Genomic DNA, 21,103 nt, shown 5'->3' with positions numbered 1-21,103 from the left:
GTGAAGGATGCCACGCAGCCTCAAGAAGGGCCCGTTCGTCGATGACCACCTCCTCGCGAAGGTGGACGTGCAGAACGAAAAGGGAACCAAGCAGGTCATCAAGACCTGGTCCCGTCGTTCCACGATCATCCCGGACTTCATCGGCCACACGTTTGCGGTTCACGACGGCCGCAAGCACGTCCCCGTGTTCGTTTCCGACTCGATGGTCGGACACAAGCTCGGAGAGTTTGCACCGACCCGCACGTTCAAGGGTCACATCAAGGATGATCGGAAGGCGAAGAGGCGATGAGCAACACCGAAACCGCCAACCCGACCGCCAAGGCAGTAGCGCGCCACGTGCGCGTCACGCCGATGAAGGCGCGTCGTGTTGTGGACCTGGTCCGCGGGCGTTCGGTTGAAGACGCCCTGAACATCCTGAAGTTCGCGCCGCAGGCAGCGAGCGAGCCGGTCGCCAAGGTGATCGCCTCCGCAGCAGCCAACGCCGAGAACAACCTCGACCTCGACCCGAGCACGCTTGTCGTCGCCACGGCGTTCGTGGACGAGGGCGCGACCCTCAAGCGGTTCCAGCCGCGTGCACAGGGACGTGCGTTCCGTATCCGCAAGCGCACCAGTCACATCACCGTGATCGTGGAGAGCCTGCCGAAGACCGGAACATCGACCCGTAATCGCCGGAAGGGAAGTGCTCAGTAGTGGGCCAGAAAATCAACCCGCACGGCTTCCGCCTCGGCATCACCACCGACTGGAAGTCTCGCTGGTACGCAGACAAGCAGTACGCGGAGTACGTCAAGGAAGACGTCGCGATCCGTAAGCTCCTCGCCACCGGCATGGAGCGCGCGGGCATCGCGAAGGTCGAGATCGAGCGCACCCGTGACCGTGTGCGTGTGGACATCCACACCGCTCGCCCGGGCATCGTCATCGGCCGCCGCGGCGCCGAAGCCGATCGCATCCGTTCCGAGCTCGAGAAGCTGACCGGCAAGCAGGTCCAGCTGAACATCCTCGAGGTCAAGAACGCCGAGGCCGAGGCTCAGCTCGTCGCACAGGGTGTGGCCGAGCAGCTCTCGAACCGTGTCGCCTTCCGTCGCGCCATGCGCAAGGCCATCCAGTCGGCCATGCGTCAGCCGAACGTCAAGGGAATCCGCGTTCAGTGCTCCGGTCGTCTCGGCGGCGCCGAGATGTCCCGGTCGGAGTTCTACCGCGAAGGCCGTGTGCCGCTGCACACGCTTCGCGCGGACATCGACTACGGCCTCTACGAGGCCAAGACCACCTTCGGCCGCATCGGCGTGAAGGTCTGGATCTACAAGGGCGACATCGTCGGTGGCAAGCGTGAGCTGGCCGCCAACGTGGCTGCTCCCGCAGGCGACCGCCCGCGCCGTGAGCGTCCGAGCCGTCCCCGTCGTTCCGGTGCCACCGGCACCACCGCGACCAGCACCGAGGCCGGCCGCGCAGCGACCGCCACCGCCGATGCACCCGCTACGACTGAACAGAAGGAGGGCTGACGCATGTTGATCCCACGGCGGGTCAAGCACCGCAAGCAGCACCATCCGAGCCGTTCGGGTGCCGCCAAGGGTGGAACCCAGGTGACCTTCGGTGACTACGGCATCCAGGCTCTCGAGCCGGCCTACATCACCAACCGGCAGATCGAGTCCGCTCGTATCGCCATGACCCGGCACATCAAGCGTGGCGGCAAGATCTGGATCAACATCTTCCCGGATCGCCCCCTCACCAAGAAGCCGGCCGAAACCCGCATGGGTTCCGGTAAGGGTTCGCCCGAGTGGTGGATCGCGAACGTCAAGCCCGGTCGCGTGATGTTCGAGATGAGCTACCCCAATGAGGAGATCGCTCGTGAGGCCCTGCGCCGCGCGATGCACAAGCTCCCGTGCAAGTGCCGGATCGTGACAAGGGAGGAGCAGTTCTGATGGCTACTGGAACCCCAGCCGCAGAGCTCCGCGAGCTCACCGAGGAAGAGCTGGTCACCCGGCTTCGTGAGTCGAAGGAAGAGCTGTTCAACCTTCGTTTCCAGATGGCCACGGGTCAGATGGACAACAACCGTCGACTTCGTACCGTTCGTCACGAGATCGCGCGTATCTACACCGTTCTGCGTGAGCGTGAGCTCGGGCTGGCCGTTGGTCCGGACGCAGGTGACGCGGCATGAGTGAGGAAAAAGCAGTGAGCACTGAAGAGCGCGGCAGCCGCAAGGTCCGCACCGGATACGTCGTCTCCGACAAGATGGAGAAGACGATCGTGGTCGAGCTCGAGGACCGGGTCAAGCACCCGCTCTACGGCAAGATCATCCGGCGCACCAGCAAGGTGAAGGCGCACGACGAGAACGGCGTCGCAGGCATCGGTGACCGCGTGCAGCTGATGGAGACCCGTCCGCTGTCCGCGACCAAGCACTGGCGTCTCGTCGAGGTCCTCGAGAAGGCCAAGTAAGAAACCGAATTATGCATCCAGTACGATGGTGGGGTTGCCTTGCGGCAGACGCACGGCAACCCCACCGTTGTGCCGCCCACCCGGGCGGCCCCTCTCGCAGGGCACGGGTGCAGACCGCGCACGTCGGGTCGGAAATCTGCCGTGCAACAGTCCAGGTCAAGGAGAAGTAAGTGATTCAGCAGGAGTCGCGGCTGCGCGTCGCCGACAACACGGGTGCCAAGGAGATTCTCTGCATCCGCGTTCTCGGTGGTTCGTCTCGCCGCTACGCCGGGATCGGTGACATCATCGTCGCCACCGTCAAGGACGCCATCCCGGGTGGAAACATCAAGAAGGGCGAGGTCGTCAAGGCCGTCATCGTCCGTACCACCAAGGAACGTCGCCGTCCGGACGGGTCGTACATCAAGTTTGACGAGAACGCCGCCGTCCTCATCAAGCCGGACAACGATCCCCGTGGCACCCGCATCTTCGGCCCCGTCGGCCGTGAGCTGCGTGAGAAGAAGTTCATGAAGATCGTCTCGCTCGCCCCGGAGGTGCTGTGATGAAGGTGCACAAGGGTGACACCGTGCTGGTCATCGCCGGCAAGGACAAGGGCGCGAAGGGCAAGGTCATCCAGGCCTACCCCGCGACCAACAAGGTCCTCGTCGAAGGCGTGAACCGCATCAAGAAGCACACCGCGGTTTCCGCGAACGAGCGCGGAGCTTCCTCCGGCGGCATCGTCACGCAGGAAGCCCCGATCCACGTTTCCAACGTCGCGGTCGTCGACTCGGACGGCAACCCCACTCGCGTGGGCTACCGGACCGACGAGGAGTCCGGCAAGCGCGTTCGGATTTCCCGGAAGAACGGGAAGGACATCTGACATGACCTCCACTGAGAACAAGATCCAGCCGCGCCTGAAGACTCGCTACCGCGAGGAGATCAAGGCTGCGCTGAACACCGAGTTCGACTACGCCAACGTGATGCAGATCCCCGGCGTCGTCAAGGTCGTCGTCAACATGGGTGTCGGTGACGCCGCGCGCGACGCCAAGCTGATCAACGGTGCCGTCAACGATCTCGCTCTGATCACCGGTCAGAAGCCCGAGATCCGCAAGGCACGCAAGTCCATCGCGCAGTTCAAGCTCCGCGAGGGAATGCCGATCGGTGCCCGCGTCACGCTGCGTGGCGACCGCATGTGGGAGTTCCTGGACCGTCTCGTATCCGTCGCGCTTCCCCGCATCAGGGACTTCCGCGGCCTGTCGGGCAACCAGTTCGACGGCAACGGCAACTACACGTTCGGCCTGAACGAGCAGTCGATGTTCCACGAGATCGACGTGGACAAGATCGACCGCCCTCGCGGCATGGACATCACCGTGGTGACCACCGCGACCAACAACGAAGAAGGCCGTGCCCTGCTGAAGCACCTCGGCTTCCCGTTCAAGGAGAACTGAGCTAATGGCTAAGAAGGCATTGGTCAACAAGGCCAACAAGAAGCCCAAGTTCGCGGTGCGCGCCTACACCCGCTGCCAGCGATGCGGCCGTCCGCACTCGGTGTTCCGCAAGTTCGGCCTGTGCCGAATCTGCGTCCGTGAGATGGCGCACGCCGGCGAGCTGCCCGGCGTTCACAAGAGCTCCTGGTGAGCCGGTGACGCCGTTGCCCTCTCCGGCGGCGGCGTCACCCCCACAGACTTCCGGTTCGTAACCTCGGACCGGGAAACGTAAGACCTACTTCGCGATAGGCCTGCGCCGGAAACGGCAGAGGGAACCGTTGTGAGAAAGGTAGAGGTCAACCTCATGACCATGACCGACCCCATCGCAGACTTCTTGACGCGTCTGCGCAACGCCAACACGGCGTACCACGATGAGGTGAAGTTGCCCCACTCGAAGATCAAGGCGAACATCGCCGAGATCCTCAAGCGCGAGGGTTACATCGCCGACTACCGCACCGAAGACGCCGAGGTGGGCAAGACCCTCATCGTCGACCTGAAGTACGGCCCGAGCCGTGAGCGCAGCCTTGCCGGCGTGCGTCGCGTCTCCAAGCCCGGTCTGCGTGTGTACGCGAAGTCCACCAACCTGCCCAAGGTTCTGGGCGGCCTCGGCGTGGCGATCATTTCCACGTCCACCGGCCTGCTCACCGATCGCCAGGCGGCCAATCAAGGAGTGGGCGGGGAAGTCCTCGCCTACGTCTGGTAAGGGAGGCCACCACAATGTCGCGTATTGGAAAGATTCCCGTCACCGTCCCCGGCGGCGTCGACGTCTCGATCGACGGCCAGGACGTCACGGTCAAGGGTCCCAAGGGCACGCTGGCCCTGACGATCTCCGAGCCGATTGCCATTGCGAAGAACGACGACGGCACGCTCAGCGTGACCCGTCCGGACGACGAGCGTCGCAGCCGCGCGCTGCACGGCCTGTCTCGCACCCTGGTGCAGAACCTCATCACCGGTGTCACCGACGGTTACACCACCAAGATGGAGATTCACGGCGTCGGTTACCGCGTTGCTCTCAAGGGCAAGGACCTCGAGTTCGCACTCGGCTACAGCCACCCGGTCCCGATCGAGGCTCCGGAAGGCATCACCTTCGCGGTCGAGTCGCCCACCAAGTTCTCGGTGTCGGGCATCGACAAGCAGAAGGTCGGGCAGATCTCGGCCAACATCCGTCGTCTCCGTCGTCCGGACCCGTACAAGGGCAAGGGCGTGCGTTACGAGGGTGAGCAGATCCGCCGCAAGGTCGGAAAGACGGGTAAGTGATATGAGCCAGACTGCAAACCAGAAAGCCAAGCGGATTCCGCTCGGCAAGGATGCGTCCACGAAGCGTCGCCTGTCGAAGGTGCGTCGTCACTTCCGTCTCCGCAAGAAGGTCTCCGGCACGCCCGAGCGTCCCCGCCTGGTCGTCAACCGGTCCTCGCGCCACATCCACGTCCAGCTCGTGGACGACCTCGCAGGCCACACCCTGGCTGCGGCGTCGACCACCGAGGCCGACGTGCGTGCGGCGGACGGCGACAAGAAGGCCCTCAGTGCGAAGGTCGGTCAGCTGATCGCCGAGCGCGCGAAGGCAGCCGGTGTCGAGGCCGTCGTGTTCGACCACGGTGGACACGGCTACCACGGTCGCATCGCGGCCCTTGCGGACGCAGCTCGCGAAGGCGGGTTGAAGTTCTGATGACCAAGACCGAGTACATGAACGGAAGGACAGCCTGATGCCGGGACGTCAGAGGCGTGACGGCGGAAGCGGACCCGCCGGACAGAATGGCCCCAACACCGGGGACAACCGCGGCGGCGGCGACCGTCGTGGTGGCGGTCGCGACGATCGTCGCGGCGGACAGTCGGCCGAGAAGTCGAACCACATCGAGCGCGTCGTCACGATCAACCGCGTGTCGAAGGTCGTCAAGGGTGGTCGTCGCTTCAGCTTCACCGCTCTGGTGATCGTGGGCGACGGCAACGGACTCGTCGGCGTCGGCTACGGCAAGGCCAAGGAAGTTCCTGCGGCCATCCAGAAGGGCGTCGAGGAGGCTCGCAAGAGCTTCTTCCGCGTTCCGATGATCGGCAGCACCATCACGCACCCGGTTCAGGGTGAGGCCGCAGCGGGCGTCGTCATGCTGCGTCCGGCAAGCCCCGGTACCGGTGTCATCGCCGGTGGCGCGGTGCGTGCCGTGCTGGAGTGCGCCGGTATCCACGACATCCTGTCGAAGTCGCTCGGTAGCGACAACGCCATCAATGTCGTGCATGCGACCGTTGCTGCGCTCAAGGGTCTGCAGCGTCCCGAGGAAGTTGCGGCTCGCCGCGGTCTCCCCCTCGAAGACGTGGCACCCGCCGGCATGCTGCGTGCGCGCGCACAGGCTGGGAGCGTGAAGTAATGGCCGAACTCAAGGTCACTCAGATCAAGAGCACCATCGGTACCAAGCAGAACCAGCGGAACTCGCTGCGCACCCTCGGCTTGAAGGGCATCCGTCAGACGGTTGTCCGCGAGGACAATGCCCAGAACCGCGGTCTGATCAACGTGGTGCGCCACCTCGTCACAGTTGAGGAGGTCTAACCATGACCATCAAACTGCATCACCTGCGCCCCGCGCCGGGAGCCAAGTCCGACAAGATTCGTGTCGGTCGTGGTGAAGGCGGCAAGCGCGGCAAGACCGCCGGTCGCGGCACGAAGGGCACCAAGGCCCGCAAGAACGTGCCCGCCGCCTTCGAGGGTGGACAGATGCCGCTGCACATGCGTCTGCCCAAGCTCAAGGGCTTCACCAACCCGTTCCGCACCGAGTACCAGGTCGTCAACGTCGGCGACATCGCCCGTCTGTTCCCCGAGGGTGGACAGGTCACGGTCGAGGACCTCGTTGCGAAGGGTGCCGTTCGCAAGAACCAGCTCGTCAAGGTTCTCGGCGACGGCGACCTGACTGTCGCCGTCCAGGTGACGGTCGACAAGTTCACCGGCTCCGCCAAGGAGAAGATCGCTGCTGCCGGTGGTACCGCCACCGAGCTGTGAGCTATCACCGCTAGCCAGTAGATGGCCGCAGTACAGCCTCGCGCTGTACTGCGGCCATTTGCGGCTGTACGGGCAGCACTGCCGCAGGTCTCCCAACTGTGCGTTCAGTTGCCACTGTTAGAGTTCTAGAGTTCATTCACGGACAAGTCTGCTATCGACTCGTCTCCCCACCGTCGTGCCAGGAGGATCTTTGCTTTCCGCCTTCGTCTCGGCCCTCAGGACCCCGGACCTGAGGCGGAAGATCCTCATCGCGCTCGGTCTCGTTGCGCTCTATCGCATCGGCGCGGTGATTCCGTCGCCGGGCGTCGACTACGGCAACGTCCGAGCCTGCGTCGATCAGTTGTCGGGCGGCGATTCCGCGGGTATCTACTCGCTGATCAACCTGTTCTCCGGCGGCGCGCTGCTCCAGCTGTCCATTTTCGCGATCGGCATCATGCCGTACATCACGGCCAGCATCATCGTCCAGCTGTTGACGGTCGTCATCCCGAAGTTCGAGGAACTCCGGAAGGAAGGCCAGTCCGGCCAGGCGAAGATGACGCAGTACACGCGTTATCTGTCGATCGCCCTGGCGATCCTGCAGGCCACCGGCATCGTGGCGCTCGCGTCGCGCGGCCAGCTGCTGCAGGGATGCCAGGAAGAGATCATCGCCGACAAGAGCATCTTCGGCCTCGTGATCATCGTGCTGGTCATGACCGCAGGCGCTGCGCTCGTCATGTGGTTCGGTGAGGTCATCACCGAGCGCGGTGTCGGTAACGGCATGTCGCTGCTGATCTTCTCGGGTATCGCGTCCCGCCTGCCGTCCGAGGGCAAGGCCATCCTGGACAGCCGCGGGGGACTGATCTTCGCGATCATCTGCGTCGCGGCGCTCGCCATCATCGCCGGCGTCGTCTTCGTCGAGCAGGGCCAGCGGCGCATCCCGGTCCAGTACGCCAAGCGCATGGTCGGCCGCAAGATGTACGGCGGCTCGTCGACGTACCTGCCCCTCAAGGTCAACCAGGCCGGCATCATCCCCGTCATCTTCGCGTCGTCGCTGCTGTATCTGCCGAACCTCATCGCGCAGCTCACCGGCGCCACGTCGTCCGCCGATCCCAGCTGGTGGCAGCGGATCATCAACGAGTACCTGGTGAATCCGAACAACCCGGTGTACATCGTCATCTACTTCGCGCTGATCGTGTTCTTCGTGTTCTTCTACGTCGCGATCACGTTCAATCCGGAAGAGCGCGCGGACGAGATGAAGAAGTTCGGCGGCTTCATTCCCGGTATCCGCCCGGGTCGCCCCACCGCGGACTACCTGAATTACGTGCTCAACCGCATCACCGTTCCCGGCTCGATCTACCTCGGCCTGATCGCGGTGCTGCCCCACTTCTTCCTGTCCGGAAGCCAGACCTCCAGCAGCATCTTCGGTGGTGCGGCCGTGCTGATTCTCGTCAGCGTCGCCCTGGACACGGTCAAGCAGATCGAAAGTCAATTGATGCAACGTAACTACGAAGGGTTTCTCAAGTGAGACTTGTCCTCCTTGGTCCTCCCGGTGCAGGCAAGGGCACCCAGGCCGCGATTCTGTCCGAGAAGCTCGGCGTCCCCCACATCTCCACGGGCGACCTGTTCCGCGCAAACATCGGCCAGGCCACCCCCCTCGGCCTCGAGGCGAAGAAGTACCTGGACGCCGGGGACCTGGTTCCCAGCGAGATCACCAACAACATGGTGAAGGCCCGCGTCGGCGAGCCGGATGCGGCCAACGGATTCCTCCTGGACGGCTTCCCCCGGACCGTCGACCAGGCTCAGGCGCTCGAGGCGATCCTCGCCGAGCTGAACACCAAGCTCGACGCAGTGCTGTCCTTCATCGTCGACGAGGACGTCGTGGTCGAGCGGATGCTGGCCCGTGGCCGCGCCGACGACAAGGAAGACGTCATCCGCAACCGGCTCCGGGTGTACCGCGAGGAGACCGCGCCGCTGCTGGACTACTACAAGGACCAGCTGGTGACCGTCGACGCCCTGGGCGAGGTCGACGAGGTCAACGCGCGCGCACTGGCAGCGTTGGGTAAGTAATGGGCTTCGGGCGTAAGCGCAAGGTCGTTCCGTTCCGGACCGCAGGCGAGCTGGACGCGATGGCGGCCGCCGGTGCCATCGTCGGTGCGGCTCTGGTGGCGGTCCGTGATGCGGCGAAGCCGGGTGTGAGCACGCTCGAACTCGACGAGGTGGCCGAATCAGTCATCCGCGACGCCGGCGCCGTGCCGTCGTTCAAGGGCTACCACGGGTTCAGCGGATCGATCTGTTCGTCCGTCAACGATCGTGTGGTGCACGGGATTCCCTCGGCGGAAGACATTCTCGCCGAGGGAGACCTCGTCTCCATCGACTGCGGCGCCATTCTCGACGGCTGGCACGGCGACTCTGCGTGGACCTTCGGTGTCGGAGACATCATCGAAGCGGACCAGCAGCTCAGCGAGGCCACTCGGCTGTCCATGGAGGCGGGGATCGCGGCGATGCTTCCCGGCAACCGCCTCACCGACATCTCCCACGCCATCGAGCTCGGCACCCGCGCCGCCGAGGTCGCGCACGACCGCAAGTACGGCATCGTCGATGGCTACGGCGGTCACGGCATCGGCCGGGAAATGCACATGGAGCCTTTCCTCGCCAACGAGGGCGCTCCGGGCAAGGGGCCGCAACTGGTGGTCGGTTCCGTTCTGGCGATCGAACCGATGCTGACCCTCGGCACCACCGATACCGTTGTCCTCGAGGATGATTGGACCGTCGTGACCTCCGACGGCACCCGTGCCGCGCACTGGGAGCACACGGTCGCGGTCACCGAGGACGGGCCGCGCATCCTGACCCTGCGTCCGGAGTAGCGACCGCCTGCGGGTGCGGGCCTACACGTCGATCAGCAGCGTCACCGGGCCGTCGTTGACGAGGCTGATCTCCATGTGTTCGCCGAACACGCCGGTCTCGACGGTCGCCCCCAGCTCGCGAAGGGCGCCCGTGAACTCGTCCACGAGTGGCTCCGCCACCGGCCTCGGCGCCGCGGCGGACCAGGACGGGCGCCGGCCCCGGCGGGTGTCCGCCATGAGCGTGAACTGACTGGCGACGAGTACCGGGGCGTCGAGGTCGGCCGCGGACTGTTCGTTCTCCAGGATGCGCATGGTCCACACCTTCTTCGCGAGCAGAGCGGCCTTCGCCTCGTCGTCCGTATGGGTGACGCCGACCAGGACGAGCAGCCCGTGGCCGCCGGCCGGGGGAGTGATCCGTCCGACCTCGTCGCCGTCGACGCGGACCGATGCGGACGTCACTCGCTGTACCAGGGCGCGCACGCACACCATCCTTCGCATCGTTGCCGGTGGGTCTCGGAAGTCGAATTCTCGCCCGGCGGGCGGGTCCGTCAGGGACCGCATTTGGCCTGGTGAGCAATTTCCCGTAACATGGATCAACGGTGCGCTATGCGTGCCGGTTGTCTGCGTGCCCAGTGCCGGATTCGATCCGGATTGTTCATGTTTCGGCCGGTGAAGATCCCATTGGGCGCCACGGTAACGGAAACAGATGCAATAAGCACGCCAAACCACATGGATCGCGGAGGATATGGCTAAGAAAGACGGGGCCATCGAGGTCGAGGGACGAGTAGTCGAGCCGCTGCCCAATGCGATGTTCCGCATTGAGCTCGAGAACGGCCACAAGGTTCTCGCCCACATCAGCGGAAAGATGCGTCAGCACTACATTCGCATCCTCCCGGAAGATCGCGTTGTCGTAGAGCTCTCGCCCTACGACTTGTCGCGCGGACGCATCGTTTACCGGTACAAGTAAAAGCTTCCCCGCCCGACCAGGTCGGGGAGAAGTACGTCCGCTGCGGATCTGCGTAGTGGGCTGCCACAAAACAGGAGATCAGAAGACGTGAAGGTTCAGCCGAGCGTCAAGAAGATCTGCGAAAAGTGCAAGGTGATCCGTCGTAACGGCCGGGTCATGGTGATCTGCGAGAACCTGCGCCACAAGCAGCGTCAGGGCTAGATCTCCGCTTTTCGAGGATCTGCTTGGCAACAAGCAAAGATGACCTCCCAGCACCAGCCAGTACTCACGGCTCTCGAGCAGGCACTGGTTCACCCCCGGCACGGAGGCCGGGGCCCCACTGAGTTAGTTGAAGCATTGTCGGTCGCGAGACCGCCGACGTTTGAAGAGGCACAGGGGATGGACTGGGAGCAGACCTCCGCACACCGATAGGAAATGCCGACATGGCACGTCTCGCAGGTGTCGATCTTCCCCGTGAAAAGCGGATGGAGATCGCACTTACTTACATCTACGGCATCGGCCGTACCCGCTCCAAGGAGATCCTGGACGCCACCGGCGTCAGCCCGGATCTGCGGAGCAAGGATCTCTCGGACGAGGATCTGGCCAAGCTCCGCGAGTACATCGAGGAGTCGCTGAAGGTCGAGGGTGACCTTCGCCGCGAGGTCCAGGCCGACATCCGACGCAAGATCGAGATCGGCTGCTACCAGGGCCTGCGCCACCGTCGTGGTCTGCCCGTGCGTGGTCAGCGCACCAAGACCAACGCCCGCACCCGTAAGGGTCCGAAGCGCACCATTGCAGGCAAGAAGAAGGCGAAGTAATGCCCCCCAAGTCACGTAGCACCGGTCCGAAGAAGACCCAGAAGGCGCGTCGCAGGGACAAGAAGAACGTCCCGCACGGCGCCGCTCACATCAAGAGCACGTTCAACAACACCATCGTGTCCATCACGGACCCCGCCGGAAACGTGATTTCCTGGGCGTCCTCGGGACACGTCGGCTTCAAGGGTTCGCGTAAGTCGACCCCGTTCGCCGCCCAGCTGGCCGCCGAGAACGCAGCCCGCAAGGCGCAGGAGCACGGTGTCAAGAAGGTCGACGTCTTCGTCAAGGGCCCCGGCTCCGGCCGTGAGACCGCGATCCGCTCGCTTCAGGCCGCAGGCCTCGAGGTCGGCACCATCTCCGATGTCACCCCCCAGCCGCACAACGGCTGCCGTCCGCCCAAGCGGCGTCGGGTCTAGCGGGAAGGATAGGTAGAAGAAAATGGCACGTTATACCGGACCCATCACCCGCAAGTCGCGTCGTCTGCGCGTCGACCTCGTTGGAGGCGACCAGGCGTTCGAGCGTCGTCCCTACCCGCCGGGCCAGCACGGCCGCGCGCGGATCAAGGAGAGCGAGTACCTGCTCCAGCTGCAGGAGAAGCAGAAGGCTCGCTTCACCTACGGCGTCATGGAGAAGCAGTTCCGCCTGTACTACAAGGAGGCGAACAACCGCCCCGGTAAGACCGGTGAGAACCTGCTCCGCATCCTGGAGTCGCGTCTCGACAACGTCGTGTACCGCGCCGGACTGGCTCGCACCCGCCGCCAGGCCCGTCAGCTGGTCACCCACGGCCACCTCCTTGTGAACAACAAGAAGGTCGACATCCCCAGCTACCGCGTCTCCCAGTACGACATCATCGATGTCAAGGACAAGTCGCTGTCCACGCTTCCCTTCCAGGTTGCGCGCGAAACCCAGGGCGATCGCCCGATCCCGGGTTGGCTGCAGGTTGTCGGTGGACGTCTCCGGGTTCTGGTTCACCAGCTTCCCGAGCGTGCGCAGATCGACGTTCCTCTGCAGGAACAGCTCATCGTCGAGTACTACTCGAAGTAGGCCTGACGGCTCGTGCGCCTTTCCGGTAGTTCCGACTACCGGAAAGGCGCACGGGCACGAAGTGCCTTTCCCATCGTGGGCGTCAAATAGCGGACGCCCGTACAGGAGGAACTCCAATGCTCATTTCTCAGCGACCCACGCTGACCGAAGAGGTCATCGCTGACAACCGCTCGAAGTTCGTCATCGAGCCCCTCGAGCCAGGCTTCGGGTACACCCTCGGCAACTCGCTCCGCCGTACGCTGCTCTCGTCGATTCCCGGCGCTGCTGTCACCAGCATCCGCATCGACGGCGTTCTGCACGAGTTCACCACAGTTCCCGGTGTGAAGGAAGACGTCACCGACGTCATCCTGAACCTCAAGGGCCTCGTCGTGAGCTCCGAAGAGGACGAGCCGGTCACCATGTACGTCCGCAAGCAGGGCCCCGGCGCTGTGACTGCAGGCGACATCGTGCCCCCGGCCGGCGTCACGGTGAACAACCCGGATCTGCACATCGCCACCCTGAACGACAAGGGAAAGCTGGAGATCGAGCTCGTCGTCGAGCGCGGTCGCGGTTACGTCCCCGCCGTCCAGAACAAGGCGTCCGGCGCCGAGATCGGCCGTATCCCGGTCGACTCGATCTACTCGCCGGTGCTCAAGGTCACCTACAAGGTGGAGGCCACCCGCGTCGAGCAGCGCACCGACTTCGATCGGCTCGTGCTCGATGTGGAAACCAAGAACTCCATCACCGCTCGGGACGCGCTCGCTTCGGCGGGCAAGACCCTGGTTGAGCTCTTCGGCCTGGCCCGTGAGCTGAACGTCGAAGCAGAAGGCATCGAGATCGGACCCTCGCCCGCCGAGGCCGATCACATTGCTTCGTTCGGACTGCCCATCGAGGACCTGGACCTGACGGTCCGTTCCTACAACTGCCTCAAGCGCGAAGGTGTTCACACCGTCGGTGAGCTTGTCGGCCGTACCGAGTCCGATCTGCTCGACATCCGCAACTTCGGACAGAAGTCCATCGACGAGGTGAAGGTCAAGCTGCATTCGCTCGGCCTGGCCCTCAAGGACAGCCCCGCGTCCTTCGATCCCACCACCGTTGCCGGCTACGACGCCGCCACCGGGACGTGGAGCGACACGGACGCCGGTTCCTTCGGTGATGCCGAGGGCACCGAGGACTACGCCGAGACCGAACAGCTGTAGCTCACGGTCCTTTACTAGGAGATCATCATGCCCAAGCCCAAGAAGGGTGCCCGCTTCGGCGGGTCGGCTTCGCACCAGAAGGCGATCTTCGCCAATCTGGCTACCGCGCTCTTCGAGCACGGCCGCATCACCACCACGGAGTCCAAGGCCAAGGCCCTGCGCCCGTACGCCGAGAAGCTCGTCACGCACGCAAAGGCCGGAACCCTGGCTCACCGTCGCGAGGTTCTGAAGGTCATCCGCAACAAGGATGTCGTGCACACCCTGTTCGCGGAGATCGGCCCGTTCTACGCCGATCGTGACGGCGGCTACACCCGCATCATCAAGACGGTCCCCCGCAAGGGCGACAACGCGCCAATGGCGATCATCGAGCTCGTCAAGGAGAAGACCGTCACCTCCGAGGCCGACCGCGCTCGTCGCGTGAAGGCATCGAAGGATGCGCCGGCTGCTGCTCCCGCCGAGGAGAACGTCGTCGAGGCCGTCGAGGCCGAGGCGACCGATGCCGAGGTCGAGAACGCTGACGCCGTCGTCGAGGCCATCGAGGACGAGACCGCCACCGCGGCCGACGCCCCCGAGGCCGAAGAGGCCAAGAAGGACTAGTCCACTTGGTTTCGGCACACGCTGAATCGAACGAGCCCGTCGTCCCCCCGAGGGACGGCGGGCCCGTTTCGTATGGGACCCGTCGCCTGCGCCTGGACATCGCGTACGACGGAACGGATTTCTCCGGGTGGGCCCGCCAGAACGGGCTGCGCACGGTGTGCGGGGAGATCGAGGAGAAGCTCGGCGCCGTACTGCGCACGCCGCTGCAACTCACGGTGGCGGGGCGCACCGATGCCGGGGTCCACGCCACCGGACAGGTCGCGCACGTCGACGTTCCGGTCGACGCCCTTCCGGACGACCCGTCCCGGCTCGTCCGCAGGCTCGCGCGGTTCCTGCCGAAGGACGTGCGGATCAAGCAGATCTCCTTCGCGCCGGAACACTTCGATGCACGGTTCTCCGCGATGCGCAGGCACTACGAGTACCGCTTGACGTCGGCAGCCTACGGCGCCGATCCACTCCGAGCCCGGGACACCGTGTCGTATCCGAAGGTCCTGGACCTCGAACTCATGCGCTCGGCATCCGCGACGCTGCTGGGGTTGCACGACTTCGCGGCGTTCTGCAAACGCCGCGAAGGCGCCACGACCGTCCGCGATCTCCAACGTTTCGACTGGGAGCGCGACGGCGACGTGTTCACGGCCTTCGTCAGCGCCGACGCCTTCTGCTGGTCGATGGTGCGCAGTCTCGTGGGTGCGGTTCTCGCCGTGGGGGAGGGACGTCGCGACCTCGGCTGGGTCGAAGGACTCCTCCGCGAGAAGTCGCGGTCGAGTTCGATCCTGGTGGCCCCGGCGCACGGACTGTCCCTGGTGCGCGTCGATTACCCGGACGACGCGGATCTGGCGGCACGCAACGAGATCACCCGGGACGTTCGGACCGTGCCGGGCGGCTGCTGCGGCGACTGACCGGAACCCGCTGCGTCGATCACCGCCACGGTTGCGGAGGCGCCAGCACCTACGATGGCTCCGGAAGAGAAGGAGCCTGTTCATGACCGCAGTCGCACCCGTCCGGATCGAGATCATCATCGGATCCGTCAGAGTGGGCCGGATCGCTCCCGTCGTCGCCGGCTGGTTCGCCGAACGCGCTCGCGCCTGCCCGGGACTGGACGTGGGCATCATCGATCTCGCCGACACACCGTTGCCGCAGGATCTCGGCGCATCCCCGGTGACGGACGAATTCCGGGAGCGAGTGGGCAGAGCCGACGGGTTCGTGGCGGTCACCTCCGAGTACAACCACGGCTACCCTGCGGCGCTGAAGACCGCGTTCGACAGCGTCAAACACGAATGGCGCTCGAAGCCCATCGGTTTCGTGTCGTACGGCGGGTTGGCCGGCGGGCTCCGGGCAACCGAACAGCTGCGCCAGGTCGTGGCCGAACTGCACATGGTGTCGGTGCGGCAGAGCGTGAGCTTCCACCGGGTGCGCAAGAGATTCGACGACCAGGGACAGACGACCGACGGCGCCGCCATCGACTCGGCTGACCGCATGCTGGCGCAGCTGGCGTGGTGGGCCGACGCGGTCCGTGTTCAGCGCGGGACAACCCCGTACCCCGGCTAGTACTGGTGGACCGGCGGGTACTCGTCCACGGCGCGAGGCCGGCCGATGAACGCCGTCTCGGACGAGATCGTGACCAGCATCAGTTCGATGCTCGTCCCTCCGGTCGACAGAAGAATGCGGTCGCCCAGCGCATTCGGCAGGACGATAGACAGGTCCGGTTCGGCACCGGGCCACTGGCTCGGTTCGCCGTAGAGGTAGATGGCGGTGACCCCGGCGCGGGGCGGCAGCGCGTTGACGCCGTCGAACACGACGGTGTTGAACCTGTTGTCGAACTGCGGATTGTGGCCGGCAATGCGCGCCGTGATTCCGTGGCCTTAGTCGTCGGAGCCGATGACCTGGCCGCATCCCGCCAGCGGCAACTGCAGAGCACGCAGGTGCTCCACGGACACGTCGGTCTACGGCATCACGTCCTCCAGGTCCGACATCGTGACCGGGAGATTGGACAGCAGTCCGTCCCGGTGCCTGCCCTGCATAGAGACGAGCCCGGAACTGCGAGCGGCTCGAGCGTCGTGCGGGTGGTCACCCGGCAGGCCGCACCGACCTTCACCTGCCCGTCGTGCCCGCTGGGGCGCAGCCGGATCGTCACGGTCGTGCCGAGGCTCGACGGGACCCAGAGCTTTCGCGAGCAGATCTCGCGTCAGGTAGCGCGGGTCGACTCCGTAGCTGGTGTTGCACACTCCGGGCAGCGGTCGTGCTTCCACGTCTCCGTGAAAGTCTTCGGATCGACGCCGCGACTGATCTGCAGCGCGGCCGATTCGATCTTGGGGGACGTGAGAATGCTTGCGCGGCAGCCGGAATCAGGCAGTTCGCGTACCATGCGGCTCGCCGCGATCGTGATCGCGGCGAGCCGCGCATTCCTCGCCGCCGCCACGCCGCGCCACGGCAGCGACACCCTCGGTGGCGTCGAATCGCAGGGCGAGTCAGACCATCCGGGTCGCCGTCGCGGGGAGCGGACCTATCAGCCGGTCGTACACATCGGTGGCGGGGGAGCCCGCCGCGGCGCGATAACCGTGGCTGACGATGTCGGTTCCGGCCAGCGAGCTGTCGTGCTACACGAGACGCGCGGCGAGCGCGTCGGTGGGGAGTTCGTGCGTCGTCTGCAAGCCGTCCCGAGTGACCTGCGTGAGGCTCCAACTGTTGCCGCTACCTCTAATACGTGGGAGCTTCGGTAGTTGGGGTGCGCAAGGAGGCATCGGAGGGCCGGTTACTGTCCCGGCGTATCGGTTCGGGTCACCGAACCATTGACCTCGCGGACCGCGACGCCTATCTAAGCAGGCCCGCATCAGAGTGTGCGGGAGCAGACGCCGGAGAGAGTGGACGCATTTCAGTGTCGGGCGCGATCGCAAGAGGCGTCGCTGCCCGATCAGGAAAAGATGTTGCGGGAGAGCGCCTGCTGGTGCGGTGTATCGGGTCGACAACGATCGCGTTCGGGTTTGCGGGAGCGGCGGGGCGCGGCCGGATGATCGACGACGCGGCCCTGGGCGGGTCGCGGTGGTGCAGGTCATGTGGCGAGATCGATTGCCCCGGCCCGCCTGCGGATTCCCACAGAGGATAAATGTCGGAGGTCGGCGTTACAGTCGAGGTTCTGCGTGAGAAGGGTGACGCATCGCTTGTGGAGGGGTTGATGGATGACGGCTTGGCACGGTTGGCATCGCTATCCGGCTGGTTGTCTCGGCTGCGGTCTACACGGAATCATCACCGGCTTCGGGGCGAAACCGCCGCACGGTTGGGAAAGGGGTGACCGGTGAGCATCTGGGGCGATCGCGGGTCTTCTCAGAACGCGACGGTGCTCGCCGCTCATGAATTAGGCCCGGCATGACCGGGCCGGGATCGACTGTGCCGCGGCAGTTCTCGTTCACCACCCGCGGACACATGGCGGTCGACGATGCGACCGGTGCGCCGATCGGCCTCGACGACGTCGATACCCGGGTGGGGTGGCTGCTCGATCTGATTGCCGGTGCCGGTGCCGGCGCCGAGTTGGTGTCGCGGCTGTGGCGGCCGGCGACGTTCGATGTGCTCGCCGCCGTGACCACCGGGACCGGAGGCTGCCCGCACAGGGCCATGTCGTCGCGGCCCGCCTCGGCTGGAATGCGAGCTATCCGGACGGAATTTACGTGCCCTCGCGGGTGACCCGGGTGGTGACCGCGCACGTTGTGGCGACCCTGCCCTACCGGGACGCCGTGATCGCGGCACTGTCGGCTCGATTCGACCCGGCCACCGGGGTTGTGGCGACGCCCACCGGGCTGGGCGACTCTGTGCCGCCGGGCTTCGTCCGGGGCGTTCGGCGCCAGCTCATCGCACGCTCTCGCCGCGGTGTTGGGGCACCGGCCGGCCGGTTGCGGATTACTGAGGTGCAGGAACCGCCGCGGGCGAGCGCTATGGCTCGGCTGTCGGCCGCCGATCGGCAGCTCGCGCAGATCACCGTCACTGGTGATGAGCTGGTGTTGACGGTGAAGCTGCCCACCAGCCCGGCCCCGGCGGGGCGGGCGCAGTGGCGGCTGGTGCGGCTGACCGCCGCCATCCCCGCGCACCTGCACGACAGAGCTGTCACCGAGTGGCATCTGCCGACCCTGATCCTCGACCGGAAGGGCCTGTTGTGGCGGTGTGCCGCGACGGAACTCGTCCCCGCGGACGACCCGGAATCGGCCGCGGTCGCGGTCGGGGTCGACTGGTCCCCTTCCACGCTCGGTGCCGCCGCCATCGCAGCAGAGGGCCCGGGCGGGCTGGTGTCGGATTACCGAGGTTGGACCTACGACGACCGCGGCCTCGGGATCATACTGGCGCGCCTGCAAGCCGAGGGGCAGCTGCTACACCGGAAGGCGGCCCGGTTGACACAGCTCGCCGCCACCGCCGAACCCGAGGTCCGCGCCCGGCTGGAGGAGAAGATCGCCGTCCTGAACGAGCATCGCGAGGCGGTGGGTATCAAGCGGGGGAAGATCAACCGGGAACTGGCGTTCCACTTCGGCCGTCAGGTCACCGACTACGCCGCCGCCGCCCAGGCGCAGCTGATTGCGGTGGAAGATCTCACCACCCTCGAGACCCGCGGCCACGGTCGCGTCAACAACAACCGGGCCGCGAAGTCCGCCCGCCGCCAAGCCGCCGCCGCCCTCGCCCACACCGCCGCGGAGGTCGGTATCACGGTGGTCTCGGTGCCCGCCCGGGGTTCCTCCGCATGGTGTCCGGGCTGCGACCAAGCCCTCTGCCGTCCTGGTGGGTATCACACCGCGTGGTGCCCGGGCTGCCGGGTCGGCGGCAACCGGGACCACCTCGCGGGGGTGAACCTGGCCAAATGCGCGCTGCTCGGCAGAACCAAAGCCACGAGGCGGCGCGGGCAGATGGCCGCGGTCCGGGTCGCCGAACACGCGCCGGTACGGCCATCGCGCGACAAACACGCTCCCACCCCAAGCAGACCGCGGCACCGCCGGGTCCGACACAGCCTGCCCACCGTCACACAGCGGATGGGGGTAACTCCGAACAAGCATGTTCCTACACCACAAGCGTCGGTGTGGGACACGGTCCAACCCACACCACCGCAAAGTGGTGCGGGTAGCCGTGACGCACGTCCATCTCCAACACCTGCCACACCAGTGGCTGACAGTATGAGATCTACGTAGACGCCAAGCTGTGCAGGCGAAGTGGGACAACGCCCATGACGATCTGCTCCAGGTTCCGCAGACAATCTCGAAGGTCGTCCAGGAGGGCGCCGTCGACATGCAGACCGCGGAAGACCGGAACGCCGCGGCCTGCTCTGATCCCATTTGACACGTCGAGTGCCCCAGCAGTTGCGGGGCACTGTGGTCTCGGACGGTGGATCGAGTGATCAGTCGGCGGGTGGTATCAGCCGGCTGAGGACGACGCTGCTCTTGGTCTGAAGGACAGCTGGCTCCGACCGCAGGTTCTCCAGCGTGCGTTCGAGGTGTGCCGTGTCGGTGGTGCGGACGCGGAGGAGGGCGTTGGCATCGCCGGTGACGGTGTATGCCTCCTGGACCTCGGTGTGACGAGACACGATCCGTGCGATCTCGACGGCCGAGGTGCGACCGCTGCAGTACAACTCGACGAAGACCTCGACGCCGTGGCCGAGTGCACGCGGATCGAGCGCCGCATGGAAGCCGGTAATCACTCCGGACTCGACGAGTCGATCGACCCGGCGCTTCACGGCGGGTGCGGACAGCCCGACCTCGGCGCCGATGGTGGCGAAGCTGGACCGTGCGTTGCGCTCCAGTCGCGCAACAATCTGCCGATCGAGCCCGTCCAGACGCAACGATTCATCCATGTGATGGAACGCTAGCGCATTGATCAGGTCTTTTGGTGGGTGGATACTGATTTCACCGACACCGATCGAGGGGGAGTGGAGATGGCGCCCACTGCTGGTATCGAGTCCGAGAACCCCTACGAGGAGACGGCGGAGCTGCCGGGCGACGCCGCCCGCGTGGCCCGGCGTGCTCACTCGCGGAGCTACCTGATGTGCCCGCCCACGTATTTCGACGTCGTCTATGCGATCAACGATTGGATGCGTCCCGAGGAGCCCGTGGACCGGGGTCGTGCGATGTCGCAGTGGTCGGCGCTCGCGGACACCTACCGGCGACTCGGGCACGAGGTTCTCACGATAGATCCTGTCGAGGGACTTCCGGACATGGTGTTCGTCACCGACAGCGGACTTGTCGTCGACGGTGTGGCGCTCGGCGCCCGCTACCGGTCCGCCGAGCGGCGGGCCGAGGCCGAGCACGTGTTCCGGTGGTTCTCGGACAACGGGCTGATCAGGCCCACCCTGCCGCGGTACGTCAACGAGGGGGAGGGCGACTTCCTCGTCGTCGGCGACGTGATCCTCGCCGGAACCGGGTTCCGCTCCGACCCGCGGTCGCATGCCGAGGCCGCGGCGCACCTCGGCCGCACGGTGATCACGTTGAACCTGGTGAATCCCCGCTACTACCATCTCAACACCGCGCTGGGTGTGCTCGACGACTCGACCATCGCCTACCTGCCCGCGGCGTTCTCGCCGGACAGTCGCGCTCTGCTCGAGCAGATATATCCCGACGCGGTGATCGCGGCCGAGACGGACACCGACTGGCTCGGACTGAACCTGGTCAGCGACGGCGCGAATGTGGTGCTACCCGTCCAGGCTTCGCACCTTGCCGACCAGTTGTCGGCCCGCGGGTACGAACCCGTGCCGGTCGACTACTCGGAATTCCTCAAGTCCGGTGGTGGAATCAAGTGCAGCACGTTGGAGCTCCGCGGCTTCCGCGGGCTCCGGATCGCGGAAGATCAGGGGTGACCA

The 21,103-nt window shown here is 65.5% G+C and carries 34 protein-coding genes and 1 pseudogene; 32 read left to right on the top strand and 3 right to left on the bottom strand.

All coding sequences use genetic code 11. From position 1 onward, the window contains the following. Positions 1 to 7: 7 nt before the first annotated feature. The 19 genes from rpsS (at position 8) to map (ending at position 9,721) form a co-directional block, all read left to right on the top strand. Entirely contained in the window at positions 8 to 289 is a 282-nt protein-coding gene (rpsS, locus tag OYT95_RS05865; protein ID WP_003940820.1) for a 30S ribosomal protein S19, read from the top strand. Continuing rightward, a complete protein-coding gene (gene rplV, locus OYT95_RS05860) occupies positions 286 to 690 on the top strand; it encodes a 50S ribosomal protein L22 (RefSeq protein ID WP_005239634.1) in 405 nt (134 codons plus the stop codon). The genes rpsS and rplV overlap by 4 nt, the downstream gene beginning before the upstream one ends. Continuing rightward, positions 690 to 1,496 carry a 30S ribosomal protein S3 gene (rpsC, locus tag OYT95_RS05855; RefSeq protein ID WP_005239635.1) on the top strand — a complete coding sequence of 269 codons (807 nt, stop codon included), beginning with the start codon at positions 690 to 692 and terminating at the stop codon, positions 1,494 to 1,496. Before rplV ends, rpsC begins: the two co-directional genes overlap by 1 nt. Before the next feature lie 3 nt (positions 1,497 to 1,499). After that, entirely contained in the window at positions 1,500 to 1,916 is a 417-nt protein-coding gene (gene rplP / locus OYT95_RS05850) for a 50S ribosomal protein L16 (protein ID WP_005239636.1), read from the top strand. Next, positions 1,916 to 2,152 (top strand): 50S ribosomal protein L29, encoded by a 237-nt coding sequence (gene rpmC, locus OYT95_RS05845; protein WP_005239637.1) that lies wholly within the window; start codon positions 1,916 to 1,918, stop codon positions 2,150 to 2,152. Before rplP ends, rpmC begins: the two co-directional genes overlap by 1 nt. Further along, positions 2,149 to 2,430 (top strand): 30S ribosomal protein S17, encoded by a 282-nt coding sequence (gene rpsQ, locus OYT95_RS05840; protein ID WP_005239638.1) that lies wholly within the window; start codon positions 2,149 to 2,151, stop codon positions 2,428 to 2,430. The genes rpmC and rpsQ overlap by 4 nt, the downstream gene beginning before the upstream one ends. Before the next feature lie 170 nt (positions 2,431 to 2,600). Then, complete coding sequence (rplN, locus tag OYT95_RS05835) at positions 2,601 to 2,969, top strand: 50S ribosomal protein L14 (RefSeq protein ID WP_005239639.1); 369 nt, start codon at positions 2,601 to 2,603, stop codon at positions 2,967 to 2,969. Next, positions 2,969 to 3,286 carry a 50S ribosomal protein L24 gene (gene rplX / locus OYT95_RS05830; RefSeq protein WP_005239640.1) on the top strand — a complete coding sequence of 106 codons (318 nt, stop codon included), beginning with the start codon at positions 2,969 to 2,971 and terminating at the stop codon, positions 3,284 to 3,286. Before rplN ends, rplX begins: the two co-directional genes overlap by 1 nt. A gap of 1 nt (position 3,287) precedes the next feature. Beyond that, the gene (gene rplE / locus OYT95_RS05825) at positions 3,288 to 3,854 is read left to right on the top strand and encodes a 50S ribosomal protein L5 (protein ID WP_005239642.1); all 567 of its coding nucleotides are present in this window, start codon (positions 3,288 to 3,290) and stop codon (positions 3,852 to 3,854) included. 4 nt (positions 3,855 to 3,858) lie between these two features. Next, positions 3,859 to 4,044 carry a type Z 30S ribosomal protein S14 gene (locus OYT95_RS05820; RefSeq protein ID WP_005239644.1) on the top strand — a complete coding sequence of 62 codons (186 nt, stop codon included), beginning with the start codon at positions 3,859 to 3,861 and terminating at the stop codon, positions 4,042 to 4,044. A 153-nt stretch (positions 4,045 to 4,197) separates the two neighbouring features. Continuing rightward, positions 4,198 to 4,596 (top strand): 30S ribosomal protein S8, encoded by a 399-nt coding sequence (gene rpsH, locus OYT95_RS05815; protein WP_005239657.1) that lies wholly within the window; start codon positions 4,198 to 4,200, stop codon positions 4,594 to 4,596. A gap of 14 nt (positions 4,597 to 4,610) precedes the next feature. Then, complete coding sequence (gene rplF / locus OYT95_RS05810) at positions 4,611 to 5,150, top strand: 50S ribosomal protein L6 (RefSeq protein ID WP_005239658.1); 540 nt, start codon at positions 4,611 to 4,613, stop codon at positions 5,148 to 5,150. 1 nt (position 5,151) lies between these two features. After that, complete coding sequence (rplR, locus tag OYT95_RS05805) at positions 5,152 to 5,559, top strand: 50S ribosomal protein L18 (RefSeq protein ID WP_005239660.1); 408 nt, start codon at positions 5,152 to 5,154, stop codon at positions 5,557 to 5,559. A gap of 37 nt (positions 5,560 to 5,596) precedes the next feature. Further along, on the top strand, positions 5,597 to 6,253 hold the full coding sequence (gene rpsE, locus OYT95_RS05800) for a 30S ribosomal protein S5 (RefSeq protein WP_005239662.1): 657 nt from the start codon (positions 5,597 to 5,599) through the stop codon (positions 6,251 to 6,253). Continuing rightward, on the top strand, positions 6,253 to 6,432 hold the full coding sequence (gene rpmD / locus OYT95_RS05795; RefSeq protein WP_005253859.1) for a 50S ribosomal protein L30: 180 nt from the start codon (positions 6,253 to 6,255) through the stop codon (positions 6,430 to 6,432). The genes rpsE and rpmD overlap by 1 nt, the downstream gene beginning before the upstream one ends. Positions 6,433 to 6,434: 2 nt before the next feature. Then, on the top strand, positions 6,435 to 6,878 hold the full coding sequence (gene rplO, locus OYT95_RS05790; RefSeq protein ID WP_005239667.1) for a 50S ribosomal protein L15: 444 nt from the start codon (positions 6,435 to 6,437) through the stop codon (positions 6,876 to 6,878). 190 nt (positions 6,879 to 7,068) lie between these two features. Continuing rightward, entirely contained in the window at positions 7,069 to 8,382 is a 1,314-nt protein-coding gene (gene secY / locus OYT95_RS05785) for a preprotein translocase subunit SecY (RefSeq protein WP_005239668.1), read from the top strand. Beyond that, the gene (locus OYT95_RS05780; RefSeq protein ID WP_009479373.1) at positions 8,379 to 8,924 is read left to right on the top strand and encodes an adenylate kinase; all 546 of its coding nucleotides are present in this window, start codon (positions 8,379 to 8,381) and stop codon (positions 8,922 to 8,924) included. The genes secY and OYT95_RS05780 overlap by 4 nt, the downstream gene beginning before the upstream one ends. Beyond that, positions 8,924 to 9,721, top strand: coding sequence for a type I methionyl aminopeptidase (gene map, locus OYT95_RS05775; RefSeq protein WP_061041834.1), 798 nt, complete (start codon positions 8,924 to 8,926; stop codon positions 9,719 to 9,721). Before OYT95_RS05780 ends, map begins: the two co-directional genes overlap by 1 nt. 21 nt (positions 9,722 to 9,742) lie before the next feature. On the opposite strand, the gene dtd is transcribed toward map, so the two are convergent. Then, entirely contained in the window at positions 9,743 to 10,180 is a 438-nt protein-coding gene (gene dtd, locus OYT95_RS05770) for a D-aminoacyl-tRNA deacylase (RefSeq protein ID WP_037245006.1), read from the bottom strand. 265 nt (positions 10,181 to 10,445) lie between these two features. On the opposite strand from dtd, the gene infA reads away from it, so the two are divergent. The 9 genes from infA (at position 10,446) to OYT95_RS05725 (ending at position 15,828) form a co-directional block, all read left to right on the top strand. Next, on the top strand, positions 10,446 to 10,667 hold the full coding sequence (gene infA, locus OYT95_RS05765) for a translation initiation factor IF-1 (protein ID WP_003418601.1): 222 nt from the start codon (positions 10,446 to 10,448) through the stop codon (positions 10,665 to 10,667). 87 nt (positions 10,668 to 10,754) lie between these two features. Continuing rightward, a complete protein-coding gene (gene rpmJ / locus OYT95_RS05760; RefSeq protein ID WP_003938068.1) occupies positions 10,755 to 10,868 on the top strand; it encodes a 50S ribosomal protein L36 in 114 nt (37 codons plus the stop codon). A 221-nt stretch (positions 10,869 to 11,089) separates the two neighbouring features. Next, the gene (gene rpsM / locus OYT95_RS05755) at positions 11,090 to 11,464 is read left to right on the top strand and encodes a 30S ribosomal protein S13 (RefSeq protein WP_005239677.1); all 375 of its coding nucleotides are present in this window, start codon (positions 11,090 to 11,092) and stop codon (positions 11,462 to 11,464) included. Next, the gene (rpsK, locus tag OYT95_RS05750; RefSeq protein ID WP_005239680.1) at positions 11,464 to 11,877 is read left to right on the top strand and encodes a 30S ribosomal protein S11; all 414 of its coding nucleotides are present in this window, start codon (positions 11,464 to 11,466) and stop codon (positions 11,875 to 11,877) included. The genes rpsM and rpsK overlap by 1 nt, the downstream gene beginning before the upstream one ends. A 22-nt stretch (positions 11,878 to 11,899) precedes the next feature. Then, positions 11,900 to 12,505, top strand: a complete 606-nt coding sequence (gene rpsD, locus OYT95_RS05745) for a 30S ribosomal protein S4 (RefSeq protein ID WP_005239683.1) — start codon at positions 11,900 to 11,902, stop codon at positions 12,503 to 12,505. 116 nt (positions 12,506 to 12,621) lie between these two features. After that, positions 12,622 to 13,683, top strand: coding sequence for a DNA-directed RNA polymerase subunit alpha (locus OYT95_RS05740; protein ID WP_037244707.1), 1,062 nt, complete (start codon positions 12,622 to 12,624; stop codon positions 13,681 to 13,683). Between the two features lie 27 nt (positions 13,684 to 13,710). Then, positions 13,711 to 14,280 (top strand): 50S ribosomal protein L17, encoded by a 570-nt coding sequence (gene rplQ / locus OYT95_RS05735; RefSeq protein WP_005239685.1) that lies wholly within the window; start codon positions 13,711 to 13,713, stop codon positions 14,278 to 14,280. Positions 14,281 to 14,285: 5 nt separating this feature from the next. Beyond that, positions 14,286 to 15,179 carry a tRNA pseudouridine(38-40) synthase TruA gene (truA, locus tag OYT95_RS05730; protein ID WP_174233897.1) on the top strand — a complete coding sequence of 298 codons (894 nt, stop codon included), beginning with the start codon at positions 14,286 to 14,288 and terminating at the stop codon, positions 15,177 to 15,179. A gap of 82 nt (positions 15,180 to 15,261) precedes the next feature. Further along, a complete protein-coding gene (locus tag OYT95_RS05725; protein ID WP_268790965.1) occupies positions 15,262 to 15,828 on the top strand; it encodes an NADPH-dependent FMN reductase in 567 nt (188 codons plus the stop codon). On the opposite strand, the gene OYT95_RS05720 is transcribed toward OYT95_RS05725, so the two are convergent. Further along, positions 15,825 to 16,076: a hypothetical protein gene (locus tag OYT95_RS05720; RefSeq protein WP_268790964.1), complete on the bottom strand. Its 252-nt coding sequence runs from the start codon at positions 16,074 to 16,076 to the stop codon at positions 15,825 to 15,827. The two genes, OYT95_RS05725 and OYT95_RS05720, sit on opposite strands and share 4 nt — an antisense overlap. A 60-nt stretch (positions 16,077 to 16,136) precedes the next feature. Between OYT95_RS05720 and OYT95_RS44655 the strand changes: the two genes are divergently transcribed. The 3 genes and pseudogenes from OYT95_RS44655 (at position 16,137) to OYT95_RS05705 (ending at position 19,590) form a co-directional block, all read left to right on the top strand. Next, positions 16,137 to 17,000: a hypothetical protein gene (locus OYT95_RS44655; protein WP_442972546.1), complete on the top strand. Its 864-nt coding sequence runs from the start codon at positions 16,137 to 16,139 to the stop codon at positions 16,998 to 17,000. A 643-nt stretch (positions 17,001 to 17,643) separates the two neighbouring features. Beyond that, positions 17,644 to 19,442, top strand: a pseudogene (locus OYT95_RS05710) (zinc ribbon domain-containing protein). 10 nt (positions 19,443 to 19,452) lie between these two features. Next, a complete protein-coding gene (locus OYT95_RS05705) occupies positions 19,453 to 19,590 on the top strand; it encodes a hypothetical protein (RefSeq protein WP_268790963.1) in 138 nt (45 codons plus the stop codon). 58 nt (positions 19,591 to 19,648) lie between these two features. Here the strand turns inward: OYT95_RS05705 and OYT95_RS05700 are convergent, their stop codons facing one another. Beyond that, a complete protein-coding gene (locus tag OYT95_RS05700) occupies positions 19,649 to 20,101 on the bottom strand; it encodes an Lrp/AsnC family transcriptional regulator (RefSeq protein WP_268790962.1) in 453 nt (150 codons plus the stop codon). 81 nt (positions 20,102 to 20,182) lie between these two features. On the opposite strand from OYT95_RS05700, the gene ddaH reads away from it, so the two are divergent. Then, entirely contained in the window at positions 20,183 to 21,100 is a 918-nt protein-coding gene (gene ddaH / locus OYT95_RS05695) for a dimethylargininase (protein ID WP_268790961.1), read from the top strand. Positions 21,101 to 21,103 lie beyond the last annotated feature (3 nt).

Origin of the sequence: Rhodococcus sp. JS3073, from assembly GCF_026810085.1 — a bacterium.
GTDB classification, from domain to species: Bacteria; Actinomycetota; Actinomycetes; order Mycobacteriales; family Mycobacteriaceae; genus Rhodococcus_F; species Rhodococcus_F wratislaviensis.
The sequence above is the reverse complement of the archived record's forward strand: the minus strand, read 5'-3'. Positions and strand labels throughout refer to the sequence as shown.

Excerpts from the sequence above, each read along its gene's own strand:
- rpsM (WP_005239677.1), top strand. The coding sequence starts at position 11,090 with ATGGCACGTCTCGCAGGTGTCGATCTTCCCCGTGAAAAGCGGATGGAG.
- OYT95_RS05725 (WP_268790965.1), top strand. The coding sequence starts at position 15,262 with ATGACCGCAGTCGCACCCGTCCGGATCGAGATCATCATCGGATCCGTC.
- OYT95_RS05820 (WP_005239644.1), top strand. The coding sequence starts at position 3,859 with ATGGCTAAGAAGGCATTGGTCAACAAGGCCAACAAGAAGCCCAAGTTC.
- rplV (WP_005239634.1), top strand. The coding sequence starts at position 286 with ATGAGCAACACCGAAACCGCCAACCCGACCGCCAAGGCAGTAGCGCGC.
- rpsE (WP_005239662.1), top strand. The coding sequence starts at position 5,597 with ATGCCGGGACGTCAGAGGCGTGACGGCGGAAGCGGACCCGCCGGACAG.
- OYT95_RS05700 (WP_268790962.1), bottom strand. The coding sequence starts at position 20,101 with ATGGATGAATCGTTGCGTCTGGACGGGCTCGATCGGCAGATTGTTGCG.
- rpsD (WP_005239683.1), top strand. The coding sequence starts at position 11,900 with ATGGCACGTTATACCGGACCCATCACCCGCAAGTCGCGTCGTCTGCGC.
- rpsQ (WP_005239638.1), top strand. The coding sequence starts at position 2,149 with ATGAGTGAGGAAAAAGCAGTGAGCACTGAAGAGCGCGGCAGCCGCAAG.
- OYT95_RS05740 (WP_037244707.1), top strand. The coding sequence starts at position 12,622 with ATGCTCATTTCTCAGCGACCCACGCTGACCGAAGAGGTCATCGCTGAC.
- rplE (WP_005239642.1), top strand. The coding sequence starts at position 3,288 with ATGACCTCCACTGAGAACAAGATCCAGCCGCGCCTGAAGACTCGCTAC.
- rpsH (WP_005239657.1), top strand. The coding sequence starts at position 4,198 with ATGACCATGACCGACCCCATCGCAGACTTCTTGACGCGTCTGCGCAAC.
- rpsK (WP_005239680.1), top strand. The coding sequence starts at position 11,464 with ATGCCCCCCAAGTCACGTAGCACCGGTCCGAAGAAGACCCAGAAGGCG.
- rpsS (WP_003940820.1), top strand. The coding sequence starts at position 8 with ATGCCACGCAGCCTCAAGAAGGGCCCGTTCGTCGATGACCACCTCCTC.
- rplX (WP_005239640.1), top strand. The coding sequence starts at position 2,969 with ATGAAGGTGCACAAGGGTGACACCGTGCTGGTCATCGCCGGCAAGGAC.
- rplO (WP_005239667.1), top strand. The coding sequence starts at position 6,435 with ATGACCATCAAACTGCATCACCTGCGCCCCGCGCCGGGAGCCAAGTCC.
- rplR (WP_005239660.1), top strand. The coding sequence starts at position 5,152 with ATGAGCCAGACTGCAAACCAGAAAGCCAAGCGGATTCCGCTCGGCAAG.
- infA (WP_003418601.1), top strand. The coding sequence starts at position 10,446 with ATGGCTAAGAAAGACGGGGCCATCGAGGTCGAGGGACGAGTAGTCGAG.
- ddaH (WP_268790961.1), top strand. The coding sequence starts at position 20,183 with ATGGCGCCCACTGCTGGTATCGAGTCCGAGAACCCCTACGAGGAGACG.
- rplQ (WP_005239685.1), top strand. The coding sequence starts at position 13,711 with ATGCCCAAGCCCAAGAAGGGTGCCCGCTTCGGCGGGTCGGCTTCGCAC.
- rplF (WP_005239658.1), top strand. The coding sequence starts at position 4,611 with ATGTCGCGTATTGGAAAGATTCCCGTCACCGTCCCCGGCGGCGTCGAC.
- rpmD (WP_005253859.1), top strand. The coding sequence starts at position 6,253 with ATGGCCGAACTCAAGGTCACTCAGATCAAGAGCACCATCGGTACCAAG.
- rpmC (WP_005239637.1), top strand. The coding sequence starts at position 1,916 with ATGGCTACTGGAACCCCAGCCGCAGAGCTCCGCGAGCTCACCGAGGAA.
- map (WP_061041834.1), top strand. The coding sequence starts at position 8,924 with ATGGGCTTCGGGCGTAAGCGCAAGGTCGTTCCGTTCCGGACCGCAGGC.
- rplP (WP_005239636.1), top strand. The coding sequence starts at position 1,500 with ATGTTGATCCCACGGCGGGTCAAGCACCGCAAGCAGCACCATCCGAGC.